23 protein-coding genes and 1 pseudogene are annotated in these 19,210 nt (G+C 61.2%); 16 read left to right on the top strand and 8 right to left on the bottom strand.

Annotation, left to right across the window (positions count from 1 at the left end; all coding sequences use genetic code 11):
- Window positions 1-453 precede the first annotated feature (453 nt).
- The 4 genes from AB1E34_RS24610 (at window position 454) to AB1E34_RS24625 (ending at window position 2,524) form a co-directional block, all read left to right on the top strand.
- Window positions 454-729, top strand: coding sequence for a PepSY domain-containing protein (locus tag AB1E34_RS24610; protein WP_372574940.1), 276 nt, complete (start codon window positions 454-456; stop codon window positions 727-729).
- A gap of 24 nt (window positions 730-753) precedes the next feature.
- Window positions 754-1,257: a helix-turn-helix transcriptional regulator gene (locus AB1E34_RS24615; protein WP_372574941.1), complete on the top strand. Its 504-nt coding sequence runs from the start codon at window positions 754-756 to the stop codon at window positions 1,255-1,257.
- 176 nt (window positions 1,258-1,433) lie between these two features.
- Entirely contained in the window at window positions 1,434-1,988 is a 555-nt protein-coding gene (locus tag AB1E34_RS24620) for a L,D-transpeptidase (protein ID WP_372574942.1), read from the top strand.
- Window positions 1,989-2,026: 38 nt separating this feature from the next.
- Window positions 2,027-2,524 carry a DUF4329 domain-containing protein gene (locus tag AB1E34_RS24625; protein ID WP_372574943.1) on the top strand — a complete coding sequence of 166 codons (498 nt, stop codon included), beginning with the start codon at window positions 2,027-2,029 and terminating at the stop codon, window positions 2,522-2,524.
- A gap of 3 nt (window positions 2,525-2,527) precedes the next feature.
- Here the strand turns inward: AB1E34_RS24625 and AB1E34_RS24630 are convergent, their stop codons facing one another.
- Both AB1E34_RS24630 and AB1E34_RS24635 read right to left on the bottom strand, forming a co-directional pair.
- The gene (locus AB1E34_RS24630; protein ID WP_372574944.1) at window positions 2,528-3,142 is read right to left on the bottom strand and encodes an SOS response-associated peptidase; all 615 of its coding nucleotides are present in this window, start codon (window positions 3,140-3,142) and stop codon (window positions 2,528-2,530) included.
- Window positions 3,143-3,176: 34 nt separating this feature from the next.
- Window positions 3,177-3,854 carry an arylesterase gene (locus AB1E34_RS24635; RefSeq protein WP_372574945.1) on the bottom strand — a complete coding sequence of 226 codons (678 nt, stop codon included), beginning with the start codon at window positions 3,852-3,854 and terminating at the stop codon, window positions 3,177-3,179.
- Window positions 3,855-3,865: 11 nt separating this feature from the next.
- Between AB1E34_RS24635 and AB1E34_RS24640 the strand changes: the two genes are divergently transcribed.
- On the top strand, window positions 3,866-4,561 hold the full coding sequence (locus AB1E34_RS24640; RefSeq protein ID WP_372574946.1) for an ABC transporter ATP-binding protein: 696 nt from the start codon (window positions 3,866-3,868) through the stop codon (window positions 4,559-4,561).
- Window positions 4,558-7,083, top strand: a complete 2,526-nt coding sequence (locus tag AB1E34_RS24645) for an ABC transporter permease (RefSeq protein WP_372574947.1) — start codon at window positions 4,558-4,560, stop codon at window positions 7,081-7,083. The genes AB1E34_RS24640 and AB1E34_RS24645 overlap by 4 nt, the downstream gene beginning before the upstream one ends.
- A 7-nt stretch (window positions 7,084-7,090) precedes the next feature.
- On the opposite strand, the pseudogene AB1E34_RS24650 reads toward AB1E34_RS24645, so the two are convergent.
- Window positions 7,091-7,531, bottom strand: a pseudogene (locus AB1E34_RS24650) (RrF2 family transcriptional regulator); the annotation flags it as partial.
- 97 nt (window positions 7,532-7,628) lie between these two features.
- On the opposite strand from AB1E34_RS24650, the gene AB1E34_RS24655 reads away from it, so the two are divergent.
- From AB1E34_RS24655 to AB1E34_RS24665, 3 genes are all read left to right on the top strand, one after another.
- On the top strand, window positions 7,629-8,198 hold the full coding sequence (locus AB1E34_RS24655) for a gamma-glutamylcyclotransferase family protein (protein ID WP_372574948.1): 570 nt from the start codon (window positions 7,629-7,631) through the stop codon (window positions 8,196-8,198).
- 172 nt (window positions 8,199-8,370) lie between these two features.
- Complete coding sequence (locus tag AB1E34_RS24660) at window positions 8,371-9,327, top strand: ABC transporter substrate-binding protein (protein ID WP_372574949.1); 957 nt, start codon at window positions 8,371-8,373, stop codon at window positions 9,325-9,327.
- A gap of 77 nt (window positions 9,328-9,404) precedes the next feature.
- On the top strand, window positions 9,405-10,178 hold the full coding sequence (locus tag AB1E34_RS24665) for a class I SAM-dependent methyltransferase (RefSeq protein WP_372574950.1): 774 nt from the start codon (window positions 9,405-9,407) through the stop codon (window positions 10,176-10,178).
- A 2-nt stretch (window positions 10,179-10,180) separates the two neighbouring features.
- Here AB1E34_RS24665 and gltX read toward each other — a convergent pair whose 3' ends face one another.
- Window positions 10,181-11,506 carry a glutamate--tRNA ligase gene (gene gltX / locus AB1E34_RS24670; RefSeq protein WP_372574951.1) on the bottom strand — a complete coding sequence of 442 codons (1,326 nt, stop codon included), beginning with the start codon at window positions 11,504-11,506 and terminating at the stop codon, window positions 10,181-10,183.
- A 168-nt stretch (window positions 11,507-11,674) separates the two neighbouring features.
- Here gltX and AB1E34_RS24675 point away from each other — a divergent pair, with 168 nt between their 5' ends.
- On the top strand, window positions 11,675-12,706 hold the full coding sequence (locus AB1E34_RS24675) for a fatty acid desaturase (RefSeq protein WP_372574952.1): 1,032 nt from the start codon (window positions 11,675-11,677) through the stop codon (window positions 12,704-12,706).
- Between the two features lie 31 nt (window positions 12,707-12,737).
- On the opposite strand, the gene AB1E34_RS24680 is transcribed toward AB1E34_RS24675, so the two are convergent.
- A complete protein-coding gene (locus AB1E34_RS24680) occupies window positions 12,738-13,166 on the bottom strand; it encodes a DUF1801 domain-containing protein (protein WP_372574953.1) in 429 nt (142 codons plus the stop codon).
- 113 nt (window positions 13,167-13,279) lie between these two features.
- Between AB1E34_RS24680 and AB1E34_RS24685 the strand changes: the two genes are divergently transcribed.
- Window positions 13,280-14,209, top strand: a complete 930-nt coding sequence (locus AB1E34_RS24685; protein WP_372574954.1) for an MBL fold metallo-hydrolase — start codon at window positions 13,280-13,282, stop codon at window positions 14,207-14,209.
- A gap of 57 nt (window positions 14,210-14,266) precedes the next feature.
- On the opposite strand, the gene AB1E34_RS24690 is transcribed toward AB1E34_RS24685, so the two are convergent.
- Window positions 14,267-14,629: an antibiotic biosynthesis monooxygenase gene (locus AB1E34_RS24690; protein ID WP_372574955.1), complete on the bottom strand. Its 363-nt coding sequence runs from the start codon at window positions 14,627-14,629 to the stop codon at window positions 14,267-14,269.
- Window positions 14,630-15,166: 537 nt separating this feature from the next.
- Here AB1E34_RS24690 and AB1E34_RS24695 point away from each other — a divergent pair.
- A complete protein-coding gene (locus tag AB1E34_RS24695) occupies window positions 15,167-15,373 on the top strand; it encodes a cold-shock protein (protein ID WP_306196975.1) in 207 nt (68 codons plus the stop codon).
- 41 nt (window positions 15,374-15,414) lie between these two features.
- Here AB1E34_RS24695 and AB1E34_RS24700 read toward each other — a convergent pair whose 3' ends face one another.
- Window positions 15,415-15,705 (bottom strand): hypothetical protein, encoded by a 291-nt coding sequence (locus AB1E34_RS24700; RefSeq protein WP_372574956.1) that lies wholly within the window; start codon window positions 15,703-15,705, stop codon window positions 15,415-15,417.
- Between the two features lie 245 nt (window positions 15,706-15,950).
- Between AB1E34_RS24700 and AB1E34_RS24705 the strand changes: the two genes are divergently transcribed.
- Both AB1E34_RS24705 and AB1E34_RS24710 read left to right on the top strand, forming a co-directional pair.
- Window positions 15,951-16,157 carry a cold-shock protein gene (locus AB1E34_RS24705; protein WP_306196977.1) on the top strand — a complete coding sequence of 69 codons (207 nt, stop codon included), beginning with the start codon at window positions 15,951-15,953 and terminating at the stop codon, window positions 16,155-16,157.
- A 130-nt stretch (window positions 16,158-16,287) separates the two neighbouring features.
- Window positions 16,288-16,662: an eCIS core domain-containing protein gene (locus tag AB1E34_RS24710; protein WP_372574957.1), complete on the top strand. Its 375-nt coding sequence runs from the start codon at window positions 16,288-16,290 to the stop codon at window positions 16,660-16,662.
- A gap of 3 nt (window positions 16,663-16,665) precedes the next feature.
- On the opposite strand, the gene AB1E34_RS24715 is transcribed toward AB1E34_RS24710, so the two are convergent.
- Window positions 16,666-17,046 carry an acyl-CoA thioesterase gene (locus tag AB1E34_RS24715; RefSeq protein ID WP_372574958.1) on the bottom strand — a complete coding sequence of 127 codons (381 nt, stop codon included), beginning with the start codon at window positions 17,044-17,046 and terminating at the stop codon, window positions 16,666-16,668.
- Window positions 17,047-17,461: 415 nt separating this feature from the next.
- Here AB1E34_RS24715 and AB1E34_RS24720 point away from each other — a divergent pair, with 415 nt between their 5' ends.
- Complete coding sequence (locus AB1E34_RS24720; protein ID WP_372574959.1) at window positions 17,462-18,382, top strand: hypothetical protein; 921 nt, start codon at window positions 17,462-17,464, stop codon at window positions 18,380-18,382.
- Window positions 18,383-18,714: 332 nt separating this feature from the next.
- Window positions 18,715-19,023 carry a hypothetical protein gene (locus tag AB1E34_RS24725; protein ID WP_372574960.1) on the top strand — a complete coding sequence of 103 codons (309 nt, stop codon included), beginning with the start codon at window positions 18,715-18,717 and terminating at the stop codon, window positions 19,021-19,023.
- Window positions 19,024-19,210 lie beyond the last annotated feature (187 nt).

Here is a 19,210-nt window from a genome sequence, read left to right on the forward strand (position 1 = left end):
GGACAGGACACCCGCAAGGAGGGCCACCAGTTTCGCTCCAGACACTCTGCGAAGGCGGCAGTGTCGACCGCACCGACACAAAAGCCCGCGACCTGACCGTCGGCGAGCAATGACAGACAGAGCGCAGGAGAGAACAGCAAATATGGCGCGGAATAGATATGACCCATCAATTTTGGATCTTCATAGAGCGCACTGGCATCTCGACACAAATGCCCCGTTCGAAGCGAGATTCGGTAATACGCATCGAGGTCTTGCGGACAAGCGGGTCTGGTTTCGATCACATGCTCTCTCCGACGGTTTAGCTGCCACGCTATCGCGTCGATCCGCGTTGAGCAGAAAACGAGCATAAACCTCGGTCCAATAGACCCCAAAACCAACCAAAATCCAATCGTAACCACCCGGCACGCCGCTCAGGTCGACCCCACCAAACACGCAGCATGAAGGAGATGCGATATGGAAACGCTCAAGACACTGACCCTCACCGCCCTGATCGCCGCCGCCCCCGCCTTGGCAATGGCCAACGTATCGCTCGGCGACAAGCTGGGCACGGACGAGGCCGCCATCCGCTCCGCGATGGAGGCGCAGGGCTATGTGGTGGAAGAGATCGAGTTCGAGGATGATGAGATCGAGGTTGAACTTGCGAAAGATGGCGTCGAAACTGAACTGGTCCTGTCGAAATCCGATGGCGTTGTCACCGCCATCGAGATGGAGGAGGAAGACGACGACTAACGGCATAGCCCAAGCAGGAGCCGGATGCAGAATAAACAAACGTCATTGCTCTGGCTTCTTCTGGTGGTGCAGGGGCTCTGCGCCACCTTCTTTCTGGTTGATGCCGTGATGGACTGGACCGGGGGCGAGGCACCCGGTTTTCGGCATTTGCACCAGTTCGAGATGGTCCTGGCACTGGCCCTGATCGGTGGTCTGATGGCAACAATCTCGCTGATCCGGACGCAGCGGGCGCGCGAAAAACAGATGCAGCGCCAGATCGCAGTGGCCAGCGGCGCCTTTGCGGATGTGATCGACCGGCAGTTTGACGAATGGCGCCTGAGCGCGGCTGAACGCGATGTCGCGATGCTGTCGATCAAGGGGCTGTCAGTGGCCGAAATCGCCGCCCTGCGTCAGACAAAGGAAGGCACGATCAAGGCCCAAAGTGCGGCGATCTACAAAAAGGCCGGGGTCAGCGGTCGACTGCAATTGCTCAGCTTTTTTGTTGAGGAACTGCTGTCTGACCCACTGCTGGATCGACCCGGCACCTGAGGCTGTCACTGCACGAACACCCGCTGAAGCAAACGGTTGAGGGCCTCAAACAGCGCTTAAGGTGCAGGTGGACCACACAATTTCGCGATTGCAGCCGGAATATATGCAGAACAGTTGACCGAAGGCTGCGCCCTCGCAACACTTATGGCCTATCGACATCAACCGACGAGAACCAAATGCTTTCCCGCCGTACATTTCTGGCAACCGCAGCGGCCACTGCCCTGCCGCAGATTACATTAGCCAAAGAACCCGCCGTATTTGACCCGACCCCGCAAGAGGTGCGCATCAAGAAGGACTACTTGCCCGGCCAGTTGCTGGTGCTGCCGCGTTCTTTCTATCTCTATTACGTCACCGAGCCGCGCAAGGCGTTGCGCTATGGCTGCGGTGTCGGCAAGGCCGGGCTGGAATTCACCGGCACCGCCACCATCGACGTCAAGAAGGAATGGCCCACCTGGCGCCCCACGCCCGAGATGATCGAACGCGATCCGGTGGCTTATGCCAAATTCGTCGACAACGATTATATCCAGCCGGGTGGCGCGGATAATCCACTGGGCGCGCGCGCGCTCTACCTGTTCCAGAACGGGGTGGACACCTATTTCCGGATCCACGGCACCACCCAGCCTCAGACCATCGGCCATGCGGTCTCAAACGGCTGCATCCGCATGCTGAACGAGCATGTGGTCCACCTCTATGAACGGGTGCCGATCGGAACCGTGGTCACGGTGCTCTGATCCCTGCCCCGCCATATCCCGTCCGGGCCGCGCTGCTGATGCTGCTCTGTGTTGGCTGCACGGTCGGCCCTACCCAGGAGGAGGTCGCGGCGGTCAAAACGCGCTTTGCCGAGATGCAGGAACTATCATTTGAAACTGACCTGGAATACTGTGGCTATCTGCTGCGGTTGCCGGATGGCAGCCTTGGGTTTTCGCAGATGGTGCCTGGAGGTCATGACGGCTGTACCCCGGAATTGCCGCAGCCAGGATCGACGCTGCTGGCCTCGATGCATACGCATGGATCCTATCACCCCGATGTGCCCGCCGAATTTCCCACCGTCATTGATATCGACAGCGACCGGCGCGAGCGGGTCAATGGCTTTGTCGCCACGCCGGGCGGGCGGCTCTGGTTCATCGACAGCCGCGCCGGGCGGGTCACCCAGCTTTGCGGGTTGAACTGCCTGCCGCAGGACCCGTTCTTTCAGCCCGGAGATGACGGTGTTATCGCGCAGAGCTATACGAGGGCGGAATTGCAGCAGTTGGAGCGCGGGTTTTAGCCCTTACGCTCCCGACCAGTCTACATCGTCTGCGACCTCGATCTGCAGCATACCGTCTGGCAAGGGCCGCATCAGGTCACGCGCCGCCTCTTCGGAAGCTCGCAGCCAAAGCCCGACATCCTTCTGCGCCAGGATCACCCCCATCCGGTGGTGAATGTCACGCACATCCGCGTTGGGCTCGCAGGTCACTGCCGCCACCTGATGCAGGACCCGCCCGCCCGGCGCGGTCCAGGCATCGGCAATCCCGGCAAAGAGCAGCAGCCCACCATCGCGCGCCGAAAGCCGCCAGGCGGTTTTGCGGCGGGTCTTGCCGGTCCACTCGTACCAGCCATCCACCGGAATCACGACGCGGCGCACCCCCTCGAAGGCGGATTTGTCGAACACAGTCTCCGAGCGCGCGTTGATGATCGTCTCCATCACCGGGCGTCCGCGCGCATTGACCCGCCCCACCGGGATGATCCCCCAGCGCATCCGCTGCAGCCCGTCCAGGGTCAGCACCCAGACCTCCTGCCCCGGCTGGATATTGCGGCGCGCGCCCTCGGCCGCGCTCGGGTCGGGCACGCCAAGCACCCGCGCAACCCGCGCGACGGGGGTGGTCAGAAAGAAACGTCCGGGCATGCAGGGCTCCGGTGCCGGGGTAAGGTGCCGTGGGTCAGTTGCCCTGATCTTCGGCCAGTTCCGCCAATTCCGCAACCTGCGGGCCAAGGGCCGCCACAATCCGCGCCACGCCTTCGGCATTGGGGTGAATGCCATCGGGTTGCATGAAGGGCCGCGCCTGCGCCGGAGTGTCGGCATCCAGCCCGGCAAAGAAATCCTCGGCATAAAGCGCACCGAATTGCGCAGAAAGATCAGGATAGATCGCGTCAAAAGCCTGTTTGTAATCCGGCCCGTAATTGCCCGGCGCGTCCATGCCGATCAGCAGAACGGGAACCTGCGCCGCGCGCGCGGCCTCAAGAATCACCGTCAGGTTCTTGCGCGCCTCTGCCGGATCCAGCCCGCGCAGCAGATCATTGCCGCCCAGCGTCACGATCATCGCATCCACGTCCGGCGTCAGCGCCCAGTCGATGCGCGCAGCGCCCCCGGCGGTGGTGTCGCCGGACACGCCCGCATTGATCATCTGCGCCTCGACGCCCTGTTCAGATAGCCAGTTTTGCAGTTGCGGGACAAAGCCTTGCTCCGGCACCAGCCCATAACCCTGGGTCAGGCTGTCGCCCAGCGCCACGATCTGCACAGGCTCTGCCGTGGCCATAAAGCCGCAAAGACAAAAGAGACTGCTCATCAGAACCTTGCGCATCGTGCCAACCACTCCATATCCCATTGAAACCGCCATAGGACCCCTCCATGACCGACCCCATACTCCACTTAGAAAATGCGTGTTTGTCGCTGGATGGCAATGCGGGATTGGTAGAAATTCTGCGCGGTATCGATTTGCAGGTCCCGCGCGGCGAAACGCTCAGCCTTGTGGGGCCGTCGGGATCGGGCAAATCCTCGCTGCTGATGCTGCTGGGCGGGCTGGAACGCGCGACCTCCGGAACAGTCACCGCGCTGGGTCAGGACCTGAGCGCGCTGGACGAGGATGCGCTGGCACGGTTCCGGCGCGACCGGATGGGCGTAGTGTTCCAGAGCTTTCATCTGATCCCGACCATGACCGCGCTGGAAAACGTGGCCACCCCGCTGGAACTGGCAGGCGCGCGCGATGCCCTGCCCCGCGCCAAGGCCGAGCTGGAGGCGGTTGGACTGTCGCACCGGCTGGATCACTATCCGGCGCAGCTTTCGGGTGGCGAACAGCAGCGCGTGGCACTGGCCCGCGCCTCGGCCCCGCGCCCGGTGATCCTGCTGGCCGATGAACCGACCGGCAATCTGGACGAGGCCAATGGCGGCGCGATCATGGACCTGCTCTTTGATCTGCGCGATCGGCATGGCGCAACGCTGGTGCTGGTGACACACAGCCATTCGCTGGCCGACCGTTGCGACCGGGTGGTTCGGTTGCGCGATGGTCGCATCGTTGCAGATGCCGCGCGCGAGGCAGCGGAATGAGCCTTGCCACCGCCGCCCGGATCGCACGGCGTGAACTGCGCGGCGGGGTCCGGGGCTTCCGCATCTTTCTGGCCTGCCTTGCGCTTGGAGTGGCCGCAATCGCTGCGGTCGGCTCGATCCGCGCAGGCATTGACGCCGGGCTGGCGCGCGAAGGCGCCGCGCTGCTGGGCGGCGATGCCGAGATGGAATTCACCTATCGCTTCGCCTCGCAGGAGGAGCGCGCGTGGATGGAGGACAAAGCCAACACCGTCTCCGAGGTGGTCGATTTCCGCTCGATGGCGGTGGTGGAAGGCGACACGCCCACCCGCGCGCTGACGCAGGTCAAGGCGGTGGATGACGCCTATCCGCTGATCGGCACGATGCGGCTGGACCCCGAAATGCCGCTCGATACCGCACTGGCAGGCCAAAACGGCACGCCCGGCGCGGTGATGGAGCGGGTGCTGATCGACCGGCTGGGGCTTGTGGTGGGCGAGCGATTTCGCCTTGGCACGCAGGAGTTCATTCTGAGCGCCGCCATCGCGCATGAACCCGATGGCGCAGCCGACGGGTTCCGGCTGGGCCCGCGCACCTTGCTGCGCACGACCAGCCTGGCGGAGTCGGGCCTGCTGGAACCGGGGACGCTTTATTCGACCAAGTACCGTCTGGACCTGCCCGAAGCGACCGACCTGGCCGCCACAGCCCAGCAAGCGCGCGCGGCGTTCGAGAATTCGGGCCTGCGCTGGACCGATGCCCGCAACGGCGCGCCAGGGATTTCCGAATTTGTCGACCGGTTGAGTGCGTTCCTGATCCTTGTCGGCCTGTCGGGGCTGGCGGTGGGCGGCATCGGGGTGTCCGCCGCCGTGCGCGCCTATCTGGGCGACAAGACCGCAACCATCGCCACCCTGCGCACGCTGGGCGCAGACCGCACCACGGTGTTTCAGGTCTATTTCATCCAGATCGGGGTGCTTTCGATTCTGGGAATCGCAATTGGGTTGATCATGGGGGCGGGCGCGCCGCTGGCCTTTGGCTCACTGATCGCATCACGCCTGCCGATCCCGGCCGATTTCACGATCTATCCTGCCCCTTTGGTCGAGGCCGCGCTTTATGGGATGCTGACCGCGCTGATCTTCACGCTCTGGCCACTGGCCCGAACCGAACAGATCCGGCCTGCAACCCTGTTCCGCGATGCCATGACCGGGCTGCACGGGGTGCCGCGTGCCCGCTACATCTTCGCGACGCTGATTGGCTTGGCCGCGCTGGTCTGGCTGGCGGCATGGTTCAGCGGCTCGGCCCGGCTGACGCTCTGGACCGCCGGCGGGCTGGCTGGCGCGCTACTTGCGCTGTCACTGGCCGCGCTTGGTGTGCGCCGTGCGGCCCGCGCCGCCAAGCCGCGCGCGCAGGGCCGCCCGGCGCTGCGATGGGCGCTGGCGGCAATATCAGGCTCTGGCGAGGGCGCGGGCGCAGTGGTGCTGTCGCTGGGGCTTGGCCTGTCGGTGCTGGCCGCCGTGGGCCAGATCGACGGCAATCTGCGCCGGGCCATCTCGGGCAACCTGCCCGATATCGCGCCGAGCTATTTCTTCGTCGATATCCAGAAGGACCAGATGGCGGGGTTCAACGCGCGGCTGGACAGTGACCCGGCAGTCAGCCGGGTAGAAAGCGCGCCGATGCTGCGCGGCGTCATCACCCAGATCAACGGCAAACCCGCACGCGAGGTCGCCGGCAATCACTGGGTGGTGGAGGGTGACAGGGGCGTGACCTACTCTGCCGAACTGCCCGAAAACATACGATTGACCGCAGGCGAGTGGTGGCCCGCCGATTATACCGGGCCGCCGCTGATCAGCTTTGCCGCCGAAGAGGCCGCCGAGATGGGCCTGAACCTGGGGGATACGCTGACCATCAACATCCTTGGCCGCGACATCACGGCAGAGATCGCCTCGTTCCGCGAGGTCGACTTCTCGACCGCCGGGATGGGGTTCGTCCTGTCGATGAACCCAGCCGCCCTGTCTGCCGCGCCCCATAGCGTGATCGCAACCGTCTATGCCGAACCCCAGGCCGAGGCCGCAATCCTGCGCGATCTGGCCGGGCAATATCCCAACATCACCGCGATCCGGGTGCGCGACGCGATCAACCGGGTGGCCGAGGTGCTGTCAGGGCTGGCGGCGGCCACCTCGCTGGGGGCCTCCGCTGCGCTGGCCACCGGATTTCTGGTGCTGATCGGCGCGGCGGCGGCGGCGGTCTCGGCGCGCACCTATGAGGCCGCCTTGCTCAAGACGCTGGGGGCAACGCGGCGGCGCATCCTGCTCAGCTTTGCGCTGCGCTCAGCGCTGTTGGGGGCCGCGGCCGGAATTGTCGCGCTAGGTGCGGGCATCACCGGCGGCTGGGCGGTCAGCCACTATGTGCTGGATACCGGATTTGTGGTGATCTGGCCCTCGGCGCTGGCCATTGTCACAGGCGGAATTCTTGCAACGCTTCTGGCCGGGCTCTGCTTTGCATGGGGTCCCTTGTCGGCCCGTCCCGCCCGGGTTCTGCGGGCCCGCGAGTAGCGTTGCGGCCGCAGGGAACCGGTTGTAGCAGGCGCAAAAGGTCGGTGTTGCCGCAGACCAGCGCATCCAGCGTGATCTCATCCAGCGAGGCATAGAAGACCTCGGCGGCGTTCTGCAGCGCGATGCGCAGGCGGCAGGCCTCGGTCAGCGGGCAGGAATTGTCGGCATCGGCAAAGCACTCGGCAATCGGCAGATCGCCCTCGATCTGGCGGAACACCTGACCGATCCGCAGCTCGTCCGGCGCCACCGCCAGCGCCAGACCACCCTTCCGGCCGCGCACTGTGTGCAGGATGTCAAGCTGGCCAAGTTGATTGATCACATGGGCTAGGTGGTTTTCCGAGATATTGCAGGCGCCCGCCACTTCGGATTTGGTGACCAGCCGGTCGCGATGCGCCGCGCAATACATCAGCAATCGAATGGCGATATTCGTCCGTTTGGTGATGCGCATCGGAAATCCTCGCAAGAAAGTGATGCGCCTGTATTGCACAAGCGGCAAAATATCGGTTTGACATACATCAATCGCCCTCTTGCGCATGGGACAATCAATGGCAGATCCTTATTTCTTTGGTTATGGCAGCCTGGTGAACACGGCCACCCATGACTTTCCCGACCCCCAGCGCGCCACGCTGCGCGGCTGGCGGCGGGCCTGGCGCCATACCGACCTGCGCCCCGTGGCCTTCCTGACCGCGATCCCCGACCCGCACGCCGAGATCGACGGCATGATCGCCCATGTGCCGGGTGATGACTGGCAGGCACTGGATGAGCGCGAATGGGCCTATGACCGCATCGCCGCGACCGAGGCCGTCGCGCATCCGCTGAGCAAACCGGTCGAGATCGCGGTATATGCGGTGCCCGAACATCAACACGCGCCAGCAACGGCCGCGCATCCCATCGTGCTGAGCTATCTGGACGTGGTGTTTCAGGGCTATCTACGGGTCTATGGCCCCGAGGGGGTCGACCGCTTTATCGCCACCACCGACGGCTGGACCGGCCCGGTGCTGAATGACCGCGCAGCCCCCCGCTATGCCCGCCATCAGGCGCTGAGCCCCGACGAAACCCGCTTTGTCGATGACCGGCTGGCGCGGATTGGGGTGAATCTGGTCAGCGCGCTCTGAGGCAATTAGACGGGACCGGGCAAGCCGGTTTGGGATCAGAAAACCAGCGACCCACGCAATCAATGGAAATTCCTCCGGGAGTTCAGTATCATCATGGCATAAGCGATTGATGTCATGGATGCGCATCCGGGTCCTTTCGTTGATCGACAATCCTTTCACAGAGGAGTTCGATATGTTTTCCAACAAGCTGATGACACTCTGCTGCGCGGCGGCGTTGATGTCCCACGCGCCTGCAGCGATGGCGGCAGACGTGGTGATTGGCGTGCCGAACTGGCCTTCGGTTCAGGCGACGGCGCATATTCTGAAAGTCGCGGTCGAGGACAGGCTCGACCTGGAGGTGGCGTTGCAGGACGGGTCCAACACGGCCGTGTTCGAGGGCATGGATGCGGGAACGATTCATGTCCATCCCGAGGCCTGGATGCCCAACCTCGATCACCTCAGACGCCAATATGTCGATGGCAAGAAGTCGATCAAATTAAAGCCGCACGCGGCCGAGGGCACGCAGGCGATGTGCGTCTCCAAAGGCACTGCCGACAGAACCGGGATCACCGACATCAAGCAGTTGCGCGACCCGGATATGGCCAAGCATTTTGACACTGATGGCGATGGCAAAGGCGAGGTCTGGATCGGTGCGGACGGTTGGGGGTCAACCCCGATCGAACAGATCCGCGCCCGGTCCTATGGTTACGACAAGACCATGGACCTGAAGGTGATGGAGGAAGCCGCAGCACTGGCGGATGTTGAGGCTGCGATCAAGGCGGACAGGGACATCGTCTTCTTCTGCTATACCCCGCATCACATGTTTGTAAGCCATGATCTGGTGGTTCTGGACGAACCGGCATATGACGCGAGCCAATGGGTGATCGTGCCGCCTTCGCCCACGCCGGGTTGGCTGGAGAAATCGACAGCCGGCGTCGCCTGGGATACCGCCTCGCTCAATATCGGCTATGCCGCCACGCTAGAAGCCGACCAGCCCGAAGTGGCGGCGATGCTGGGCCGCGTCTCACTGGACACCGACACGCTGTCAGCAATGACCTATGCGCTGGCGGTGGAAAACCAGGACCCGGCGGAATTCGCCAAGGCCTGGGTGGAAGAGAACGCAGATACGGTGGATGGCTGGTTCCAGTAGAGCCTTAACCTGTGCGACAAGACCGGCAATGTAGATGCATAGCGCCGCTTGGGCGGTGTCAGTCGAGGAGATAGGGCATGCAGGACGCTCCAGCGGGATCGCTGCGCGACACGCGCGAACTTGCGCGACTTTACTCGCAAGTCAGCCACTGGCAGCGGGACCGGGGTCTGCGCCTGATCGAGACTGCCGCGCCCGAAGAGGGTGAACATGTACTGGATATGGGATGCGGCACCGGAGAATTGACTGCGGAACTGGCGCTTCGGATCGGACCCGGCGGCCAGTTGACCGCAATCGATCCCGACCCGCAGCGCCTTGCGCAGGCGCGCGCGCAGTTTGGATCGGGTTTCCCGACCGCCCGGTTTGTCCAGACAACCGCCGAAGACCTTTCAATGGTGCCCGATGGCTGCGTCGATCTGATCTACTCGAACTATGCGCTGCATTGGGTACTCGACCAGAAACGCCTTTTTGGCGAGGTCGAACGGGCCCTGCGCCCGGGCGGGCGGATGGTCACCGAGTTCCTCGGCGCACCGATTGAAACTCTTATAGAGTTGTTGCTCATGATGCCGGACGGCGCTTCGGCGATGAGAGAAAATGTCTACATGGACGAGGCCGACTGGCGCGCGCTGATCGCGCCGCGCGCTCTTGCCGTCGAAAGGTTGGACTGGCCTGAAATCCCGCTGCACTACCAGAACCTGCAGGCGCTATTTGACTGGCTGGAAGCCACGTCGCATGGTGCGTTTGACCACCGAAAGCTGTCGGCGGAGAACCTGGCAATGCTGTCTCGCCGGTTCCCCTCCGAGATCGAGCTGCCTTGCACCGGCCTGCGCATGGTGCTGCGCAAGACCGAGTAGGGTCAGCCCCGCGCGCGGATCACCTGAAGAAGCGGCAAAAGCGTGGCCATCTCCGGCCCGCGCTCCATCCCCGTGAGCGCTTTGCGCAGCGGCATGAACAGCCCCTTGCCCTTACGGCCCGTCGCCTCTTTCACCGCCGATGTCCATTCCCCCCAGCTATCGGGTCCCAGCGGCCCGTCGGGCAGCAGCGTCATGGCCTGCGCTATGAAATCGATATCCTCGGCAGCGATCAGCGGCTCGGCCCCGTCGCGGCACAGCGCCCACCAGCCAGCCAGGTCGTTCAGCGTGGTGATGTTCTCGCGCGCCATCAGCCAGAACGGCTCGGCAATCGCCAGCGGCACGCCGAGCCCCGCAATGGTGTCGGCCACCGCCGAAAGCGGCAGCGACTGCAGATACCGCCCTGTCAGAGGATAAAGGTCCTGCACGTCGAACTTGGTGGGGGCCGCGCCAAAGCGGGTGATGTCGAATCCTTCGATCAGTTCACTCATGTCACTGCGCAGCTCGACCGGGTCCGAGGACCCCAGCCGCGCCATCAGACTGAGCAGCGCCATCGGCTGCACGCCCGCCTCACGCAAGTCGCGCAGCGCCAAAGTGCCCAGACGCTTGGACAAGGCCTCGCCCTGCGGGCCGGTCAGCAGCGAATGGTGCGCAAAACGCGGGCAGGTACCGCCCAGCGCCTCGATGATCTGGATCTGGGTGGCGGTGTTGGTCACGTGATCCGAGCCGCGCACCACATCCGTCACGCCCATCTCGGTATCGTCCACCACCGAGGCAATCGTATAGAGCACCTGCCCATCACCCCGGATCAGCACCGGGTCGGATACCGAGGCGGCATCGATCGAGATGTCGCCCAGAATGCCGTCAGTCCAGTTGATCCGTTCCTGATCCAGCTTGAACCGCCAGACGCCATTGCCGCGCTCGGCGCGCAACATTTCTTTCTCATCATCGCTCAGGCTGAGGGCGGCTCGGTCATAGACCGGCGGTTTGCCCATGTTTAGTTGCTTCTTGCGCTTGAGGTCCAGCTCGGTCGGTGTTTCGAACGCCTCATAGAACCGCCCCATCTCGCGCAACTTGTCCGCAGCCTCGGCATAGCGGTCCAGCCGGTCTGATTGCCGCTCGACCCGGTCCCAATGCAGGCCTAGCCAGTCCATGTCCTGCTTGATGGCGTCGACATATTCTTCTTTCGAGCGCTCCGGGTCGGTGTCGTCGATGCGCAGGATGAAGGTGCCGCCCGCCTTGCGGGCGATCAGGTAGTTCATCAACGCGGTGCGCAGGTTGCCCACATGGATATAGCCTGTGGGCGAGGGGGCGAAACGGGTGGTGGTCATGGGAGTCTCCTGTTGGCGCGTCTGTTGTCACAGCGGCACCGCTTTGTCCAGCAAACCGGTACATGCCCAGCCTCAATCGGCACGGATCACCACGGGAACAGGCATTAGGCGTTGCTTACCTGTAGCTTTCGTTTATCACGATGGCCCATAACGACAAGTAGCAGGCACATGACTCACAATTCCCGAGCTTTTGGGCAAAGCCCCGACCCAACACATGCGCGGGATTGGATCAAGATCCTCTCTAAGTATCGCGAACCGGACGGGCTGCGCAGCGTGTTCGAGCTTGCCGTCACCCTGGGGCCGTTCATCCTGCTCTGGGCGCTGGCATGGTATGCGCTCTCGATCAGCCTCTGGCTGACGCTTGCGATCTCGCTGTGTAACGCGGGTTTTCTGTTGCGCCTGTTTGCGATCCAGCACGATTGCGGGCATAGCGCGTTTTTCGGCAACCGTACATTGGGCGACTGGCTGGGGCGCGGCATCGGCATTCTGACCCTGACGCCCTATGATGTTTGGCGCCGGTCACATGCCATGCACCACAGCGCCTCGGGCAATCTGGGTCGGCGGGGGATAGGCGATATTCATACGTTGACCGTTGCCGAATATCGTGACCTGTCGCCATCAAAACGCCTGATGTACCGACTGTATCGCCATCCCATCGTCCTGTTCGGCTTGGGCCCCGGCTATCTTTTCTTCCTGCAGAACAGGTTGCCCTTGGGGTTCACCAACAAGGCGAAATACTGGATCAGCGCGATGTGCACCAATGCGGGCATCCTGATCGCGCTGTCGCTGATCTATTATTTCGGGGGCGCGCTGCCGATCCTGCTGATTTTCCTGCCCACAACGCTGCTTGCTGCGACGGCAGGCGTCTGGCTGTTTTATGTCCAGCACCAGTTTGAAACCACCCATTGGGCAGCAGAGAGCGAATGGGACCTGCATGACGCCGCCCTGCATGGCAGTTCCCACTATGTGCTGCCTCGCACATTGCAATGGATGAGCGCCAATATCGGCATTCATCATGTCCATCACCTTTATAGCCGCATTCCCTTTTATCGGCTGCCCGAGGTTCTGCGCGATCACACGGTACTGGCGCACAGCAACAGGATGACGATCCGCGAAAGCCTGTCGAATGCGCGCCTGCACTTATGGGATGAAAACGCACAGCGATTGCTGTCCTTCGCACAGGCCCGCAACGCGCGGTGAAGCTTGGCGGCTTCGGTTGCCGAACTCACGCTCAGGTCGGGGTGACCGGCCAATGGCTGTTTAGATCGCGCAGACCCGCGCTGATCAACTCGCCCAGAACATCCAGGTCGATATCCGTCAGCTTGCTCACATAAAGGCAGGAGCGGCCCGTCTTATGTTTGCCCAACCGCGATAGGATTGGCCCGAAATCCGTGTAGCCCGGCATGATGTAAATCGAATGGGCCGCCTTGCGCGGTGAAAACCCGGTGGCCAGAAAGTCGCCCTCGCGGCCCGACGAGTAGCGATAGTGATAGCGGCCATAGCCCACGATAGAGGGCCCCCACATCACCGGCTCGAACCCGGTCACCAGGCGAAACAACTTGTCCAACACCCGCGCGTCGGCGGCTTTCGAAGCAGGTTCCACCGCGTTCAGAAACGCATTCACATCAGCGTCGGTCGGGACTGTTTTGTTCGGTGCCATGGATTAAGATTTTAACATTCTCTACAGATATCACATAGATGCGATAAATCAGGACTAGGAAGTCCGGTTTCGCGACCTATCTCGCGAAGGAAGCCACCAACAGGAGTAAGACCATGACACTCAAACTCACCCGCCGCGCTGCGCTTGCATCCGCTGCCGCCCTGCCCGCGGCAGCCATCGCCACCCCGTCGCTGGCAGCAAGCCATGGTGGCAAGGCCGCTGGCCCGGTCGCGCGCACCTTCAATCTGGGCGACATGACGGTCACAACACTGCTGGATGGCAGCGTCGTGCGGGATGACGCCCAAGAGATCTTCGGCGGCGGCGCGTCGGACGAGGATTTTCAGAGGGTCTCGGAAGAGAACTTCATCCCCGCCGACAGCGCGCAGTTCTTCTTTACACCCACGTTGGTGGATGCCGGTGGTGAGCTGGTTCTGTTTGACACCGGGCTGGGCCAGGGCGGCATCATCACCGCGCTGGATGCCGCAGGGGTCAGCCCCGATGCGATCGACGTGGTGGTGCTGACCCATATGCATCCCGACCATATCGGCGGCATGATGACGGATGGCGCACCGACCTTTGCCAATGCGCGCTACGTAACCGCATCAAACGAGTATGATTTCTGGGCCAAGGCCGATGAGGGCAACCGCGTGGGCGACATGGTCAAAGCCAATGTCACGCCGATGGCCGAGAAGATGAGCTTTATCGAAGATGGCGGCAGTGTCGCCTCGGGCATCACGGCCAAGGCGGCCTTTGGCCATACGCCGGGACATATGGTCTATCTGCTGGACAGCGGCGGGCAGCAGCTGGTGCTGACCGCGGATCTGGCGAACCACTATGTCTGGTCCTTCGCCCATCCCGAATGGGAGGTCACCTTCGACATGGACAAAGCCGCCGCCACGCAATCCCGCCGTGATGTGCTGGGGATGCTGGCCGCCGATCGGGTGCCGATGATCGGTTATCACATGCCCTTCCCGGCCGCGGGTTTTGTCGAACAGCGCGGCGAGGGTTTTCGCTTTGTGCCGGTGAGCTACCAGATGCTCTGACCGAGTTTCAGGTCGCGGCCCTTCAATCAGGGCCGCGCCATCCTTCAATAGGCGGCTTTAACGCCTGAACCCGTATTCCGTGACGAAATACCGTGGTGACATGGCGCCGAAGAGATCGCGCAGCTTGTCGAGCTCATCCGCTGGCCCGTGCAGCTCAACCCCGGTGATCGAGACCAGCGCCTGGGTGCTTTCGAAGATATGGCTGCCCACCTGCATATGCCGCAGCACCGCCTCGGCGCTTTCATAATCCTCGCGCGAAACCGCCGTGCCATCCGCGCCGAAGCCATAGGCCGTGGCCAGGTGACCCGGTTCCTTGTCGCGCAACGCCACCATGGCGGCGCAGTTCTCGCGGAAGGCGGCGGCGTTTTCGGACGGGATCGAGAAATAGCCGATCACAGTGACAATATGCGGTGCGGACATATGGAAATCCTCAACTCGGGGCCAGGAAATGCGGGCAGTCTAGCGCGGACGCGGCGTTTGGGCCACCGCGCGCCCTGCTCACCGCACCTTAACCGGCTGCGGGCAAAACTCCCCTCCGTCGCGACATCGGTCCGGGCCTGACACCCCGGCCCAACAGGAAACGGGCCCCTTCTGGCACAAGGGGCGCATATGACAGCTTCATGGCGCGGGGGAATCACCCCGTCCCTCCTTCCGCATTGGCGGCGCCGCCACTTTCCGGGTCTCGCCCAAACGGACAGAGACATAAAACAGATCTCGGCAGGGCAAACGCCCATGCCGCGCCTCGGTTTGCCCAAATGGCGGGGGAAACCGCCGCTTTGCCGTGCACGGCGCAAAATCTCTTGCAATCCAAACCGTTCGCGCCCATGTAAAACGCGCTACGTTATTCTTTTTCGACCCACTGTCTCCTTCACACGGCGTTCAGTCTATCGATCCAGACCGACTACGCCGGGTTGCCGCACTGACGCGGGCAACAGATCAAAACAGGAGACCACGGATATGGCCAATGGCACCGTGAAATGGTTCAACACCACCAAAGGCTTCGGCTTCATCGCACCGGAAACCGGTGGCAAGGACGTTTTCGTCCACATCAGCGCTGTTGAGCGCGCAGGCCTGACCGGCCTGGCCGACAACCAGAAAGTGACGTTTGACGTCGAAGCTGGCCGTGACGGCCGCGAAAGCGCGACAAACATCCAACTCGCCTGAACCGGCTGAGTACGAGCTCGGGATGGGTGGCAACACCCATCCTACACCTCTGCGACAACCTCCCCCCTCATTTCTCCAGTCATACGTGAAAAGTCCTCGGACTGGACTTTGCTGCGCACGGCGGCAATGGCGGTTTCAGCGGCATCGCGGGTGGCGGCATCGGGCCATTCGCTGATCGCAGCACTTGTGCGTTCGCTGGTGCGCACCACGGTCACCCGAGTCGCACCCAGATCGCGCAGCGCTGGCAGGCGTTTTTCGGTGATCCGCTGGATGGTCAGGTCATAATCGACCCCATCGGCATTTTCCCAGGTGGTGATTGTCACATAGGCCATATCGCCCTCCCCTTGGCTGTTTTGACCGCCCTATCCTAGCAGATTTCCGCTATTTTGTCCGCCGCGCGTCGACGTCCGAGCAATGGCAAGACTTGCCCGATGGCGGATCGGATGGCATATCTGGGGCGCTACGTTATGCTATCGACCACTGTCTCCGACCACCGGCGTTCAGTCTATCGATCCAGACAACGACGCCGGGCTGTCGCACCCAAGCGGGCAGCAACTATGAAAAGGGAGACTGCGGCATGCCCAAAGGCACCGTGAAATGGTTCAACACCACCAAAGGCTACGGCTTTATCGCGCCCGATGATGGCGGCAAGGACGTCTTTGTCCATATCAGCGCGGTCGAGCGCGCCGGGCTGACCGGTCTGGCCGACAACCAGAAGGTCAATTACGAGCTGCGCGCCGGTCGCGACGGTCGCGAAAGCGCGGACGAAATTACGCTGGCTTGAGCCTGCGAAGACCGGGCAGCCCCCCTGCCCGGTCCTCCCAAACGCCCCGGCGCTGTGAAAACATTCACAGACCGCAGGCGCGCTTACGGTTTAGCTCGATCCCGATCACCTGAAACCGGAGACCCGCCCAATGGCCCTCAAACCAGAAGACGTCAAAAAGATCGCCGAGCCGCTCAAGGGCAAAAAGGCGCGGCTGAAGAAATGTGATGCGCTTCCCAAGGGCACCAAAGAGCTGAAGCTGCCTGCCGGCGTCAAGAAGGGCATCGAAGCGGAATTCAAAAAGGCGAAGCTGAACAAGGTGCGCCTGCATGTGGGCGGTGATTGCAAAGAGGTCTGCAAGAAGGTCAAGGCCAAGGCCTTTACCGACGGGTTCAACATCTATCTGGCCAAACCGGGCGACGCCAAGAACGAAAAGCTTCTGGCCCATGAACTGGTCCATGTGATCCAGCAGGGCAACGGCAAATGGCCCAAACAAAAGCCCGGCAAGGTTCTGATTTCGAAGTAACGCTCAGCCCTCGACGGGCCGTGGCCGCCCCTCGATATCGATTGCCACGAAGGTAAACACCGCCTCGGTCACTTTCTGCCGCGATCCAATGCGATCCCGCAGCACCCAGGCTTCGAGCCCGATCGCCATCGAGGTCCGCCCGACTCGCTGGATATGGCTGTAGACGCACAAGACATCGCCCACCTGCACCGGGCGGATGAACTTCATCGCATCAATCGCCACCGTCGCCACGCGGCCCTGGGCGCGGGTCCCGGCCGTGATTCCCGCCGCCATGTCCATCTGGCTCAGCACCCAGCCGCCAAAAATGTCGCCGTTGCCGTTCACATCCCGAGGCATCGCCATGGTGCGCAGGGTCAGCTCGCCTGTGGGGGTGTCGTCATCCATGTTCGCTACTCCGGGCTGTATCTGGCTGGTCTGGATGCCACTGCGATAGCAGGTTCCATCCCCGGGGTCGACCGGATCGCAACCGCATCAGCGTTCAAAGCGTGTGGGACGTCTCGGAGCTTTGGCTCTTTCGGAGGCCAGAACTGGCAGAAAGATATACGCCGCCTCATGCAATCCCCATCCAAACGTCAAACATTTCTGGCCCAGACAGATCCTGTTCTTCTTTCTGCGCAGAGGTCGGCATTGCAGACTTTGCTGACATTCGCTGCATGCACACCACTCTTCACGTCGCGCGACGAGAGTCTGAAGCCGGGAACCGTGGCACTCTATGTATTGGCGACCTGCTGGACATACGTCTCAGTTAGTTAGATGACGTTACTCATCAGGCTGTTCCAGAAGGAAATCGGATTGTTTTATGAATAGACTTGCTAGCGACTGGTGCTGCATCTTGCTTGTTGCTCTTACTTGCATCTCGAACTCACCGCCGGCGTACTCTCAAGGTATTCAACTTCCGGACCTTGGTTCAGACAAAGTATCATACAAAAAGCTCAATGAATTCAAAGATGAATACTACAAATTCGACGAGAACGGCAAACTCGTTGACGGGTTTAGAAACGCCCGAAACGAACCAATTGACTTCTCTCCACTCGTAACGGACCACATACTGGCAGAAGACTATTTAAAAGCGTCGTTAGGATGTACTGACTGCGCCCCCAGACCGTTTTCGTGGGAAGGTAAGAGGTTGTCATATGGCGTTCTCACGGAAAACAACCAGCACTTACTAAGGTTCGCTTTCCCTGCCGGTTCTGCTCTTTATGACGTGTTCAATAAAGCAAATATCTCATCTAGAAGTACCCGAGACTTAAGTGAAGCAGACTTAGTTATCATTTTTGGAAGCATAGATTTCTTGTTGTCCAAAGCTCGACGATTAGGGGACCATACGACAGCTGAGTATTATGCAAGCGTCAATCAAGGTCTCGATTCAGAGCAGGCGACAGATGACAAAATTGCGCGACTTTTTAAAGGTACGCACTGCCGGATTCTGGCCCCCTCTCGAAGTGGGCGGCACAAGGCTTACGCCTACTTAACGCCCGAGCACATAGACGAGTGCTTTGCAAAACAGCTACTTGTAGCTGCCGGATTGTTGCCGTTTGAAGGATACACGCCCAGTGCGCTCAATCTCGCATACAGTTATAAATACGCGACCGTTGCAGACACTTTGTTTCTCAGGCTCCTATATTTCATGGGCAACAATGAAGTTGATACCTTTGGCGCCTACGAGGCGGAAGTGACTGATCTAATTGGTCTGTATGACTATGAGCAACGACTCAGATAGGAAGAAGCCGCCTATTGTGATTTCAGAAATTTAGTGTTGCGGCACAATTTCTTCATAGAATTGCTGCGCGTGCAAAGCCAAGCAGTATGCAGAAGGGCATTATGGGCTCTTTGAGGTCATCCGACGGGTTCGGTAAGGCTTATGAGCTGCCTCGACGGGGCCAACGGCGGCGGCGGAGCGGACTTTGCTGCCGCTCGATCTTTCGCCATAAACGTCTGCTCCCGGCGCATATCCTATTCGAAGCTAAGACCGTGCGCGGTCTGGTAGGCGCATATTGTCTGGCTCAACGGCCCAAAAGGAGATACGATTTTCAGCGCACGTACAGGACTTCAATGACGCAGACGAAAACGAAATCAAGCGATGTCCTCGAAACAGCTTCCGCGGGATTTGCGTTAGTTGCTGTTCCTTCATTTGCGCTTTTTTGCGTGTTTTCACTGATAATTGGTGGGGACGCCCTCAACGGCTTCTCAACTGAAACACGATACTTCGTGGTCTCTCGTCGTAACGTTACCGAGGTCTCTTGGCTGACTTATACAATCTCATGGTATCTCGGTTCATTGACGCTAGCGACCTTCATACCAATGGTGCTTCTTGGCGCTGCCTCCAACTTCCTGAGCCGACGCGCCAACGTAGGCGACTAAGCGACATTCGGACACTAGCTCACACTGCAGCATTTGGTAAGTGTGGGCTCAAGCACTAAATCGCTCCGCGATATGGGCTCTGTTTGGCGTGAGTTGTGCTTACGCGGGATATGTTTCGCGGTTTGTTGAGTTGGGAGTTTCCTGTTGATCGAGGTGATTTTGCCTCGATTGACAGAGGGTTTTCCCA

This window comes from Ruegeria jejuensis, from assembly GCF_041537905.1.
Classification (GTDB): Bacteria; Pseudomonadota; Alphaproteobacteria; order Rhodobacterales; family Rhodobacteraceae; genus Ruegeria_C.

What these genes read in the sequence shown, in the direction of transcription:
- AB1E34_RS24610 (WP_372574940.1), top strand. Translation starts at nt 454, where the DNA reads ATGGAAACGCTCAAGACACTGACCCTCACCGCCCTGATCGCCGCCGCC.
- AB1E34_RS24615 (WP_372574941.1), top strand. Translation starts at nt 754, where the DNA reads ATGCAGAATAAACAAACGTCATTGCTCTGGCTTCTTCTGGTGGTGCAG.
- AB1E34_RS24620 (WP_372574942.1), top strand. Translation starts at nt 1,434, where the DNA reads ATGCTTTCCCGCCGTACATTTCTGGCAACCGCAGCGGCCACTGCCCTG.
- AB1E34_RS24625 (WP_372574943.1), top strand. Translation starts at nt 2,027, where the DNA reads ATGCTGCTCTGTGTTGGCTGCACGGTCGGCCCTACCCAGGAGGAGGTC.
- AB1E34_RS24630 (WP_372574944.1), bottom strand. Translation starts at nt 3,142, where the DNA reads ATGCCCGGACGTTTCTTTCTGACCACCCCCGTCGCGCGGGTTGCGCGG.
- AB1E34_RS24635 (WP_372574945.1), bottom strand. Translation starts at nt 3,854, where the DNA reads ATGGCGGTTTCAATGGGATATGGAGTGGTTGGCACGATGCGCAAGGTT.
- AB1E34_RS24640 (WP_372574946.1), top strand. Translation starts at nt 3,866, where the DNA reads ATGACCGACCCCATACTCCACTTAGAAAATGCGTGTTTGTCGCTGGAT.
- AB1E34_RS24645 (WP_372574947.1), top strand. Translation starts at nt 4,558, where the DNA reads ATGAGCCTTGCCACCGCCGCCCGGATCGCACGGCGTGAACTGCGCGGC.
- AB1E34_RS24655 (WP_372574948.1), top strand. Translation starts at nt 7,629, where the DNA reads ATGGCAGATCCTTATTTCTTTGGTTATGGCAGCCTGGTGAACACGGCC.
- AB1E34_RS24660 (WP_372574949.1), top strand. Translation starts at nt 8,371, where the DNA reads ATGTTTTCCAACAAGCTGATGACACTCTGCTGCGCGGCGGCGTTGATG.
- AB1E34_RS24665 (WP_372574950.1), top strand. Translation starts at nt 9,405, where the DNA reads ATGCAGGACGCTCCAGCGGGATCGCTGCGCGACACGCGCGAACTTGCG.
- gltX (WP_372574951.1), bottom strand. Translation starts at nt 11,506, where the DNA reads ATGACCACCACCCGTTTCGCCCCCTCGCCCACAGGCTATATCCATGTG.
- AB1E34_RS24675 (WP_372574952.1), top strand. Translation starts at nt 11,675, where the DNA reads ATGACTCACAATTCCCGAGCTTTTGGGCAAAGCCCCGACCCAACACAT.
- AB1E34_RS24680 (WP_372574953.1), bottom strand. Translation starts at nt 13,166, where the DNA reads ATGGCACCGAACAAAACAGTCCCGACCGACGCTGATGTGAATGCGTTT.
- AB1E34_RS24685 (WP_372574954.1), top strand. Translation starts at nt 13,280, where the DNA reads ATGACACTCAAACTCACCCGCCGCGCTGCGCTTGCATCCGCTGCCGCC.
- AB1E34_RS24690 (WP_372574955.1), bottom strand. Translation starts at nt 14,629, where the DNA reads ATGTCCGCACCGCATATTGTCACTGTGATCGGCTATTTCTCGATCCCG.
- AB1E34_RS24695 (WP_306196975.1), top strand. Translation starts at nt 15,167, where the DNA reads ATGGCCAATGGCACCGTGAAATGGTTCAACACCACCAAAGGCTTCGGC.
- AB1E34_RS24700 (WP_372574956.1), bottom strand. Translation starts at nt 15,705, where the DNA reads ATGGCCTATGTGACAATCACCACCTGGGAAAATGCCGATGGGGTCGAT.
- AB1E34_RS24705 (WP_306196977.1), top strand. Translation starts at nt 15,951, where the DNA reads ATGCCCAAAGGCACCGTGAAATGGTTCAACACCACCAAAGGCTACGGC.
- AB1E34_RS24710 (WP_372574957.1), top strand. Translation starts at nt 16,288, where the DNA reads ATGGCCCTCAAACCAGAAGACGTCAAAAAGATCGCCGAGCCGCTCAAG.
- AB1E34_RS24715 (WP_372574958.1), bottom strand. Translation starts at nt 17,046, where the DNA reads ATGGATGACGACACCCCCACAGGCGAGCTGACCCTGCGCACCATGGCG.
- AB1E34_RS24720 (WP_372574959.1), top strand. Translation starts at nt 17,462, where the DNA reads ATGAATAGACTTGCTAGCGACTGGTGCTGCATCTTGCTTGTTGCTCTT.
- AB1E34_RS24725 (WP_372574960.1), top strand. Translation starts at nt 18,715, where the DNA reads ATGACGCAGACGAAAACGAAATCAAGCGATGTCCTCGAAACAGCTTCC.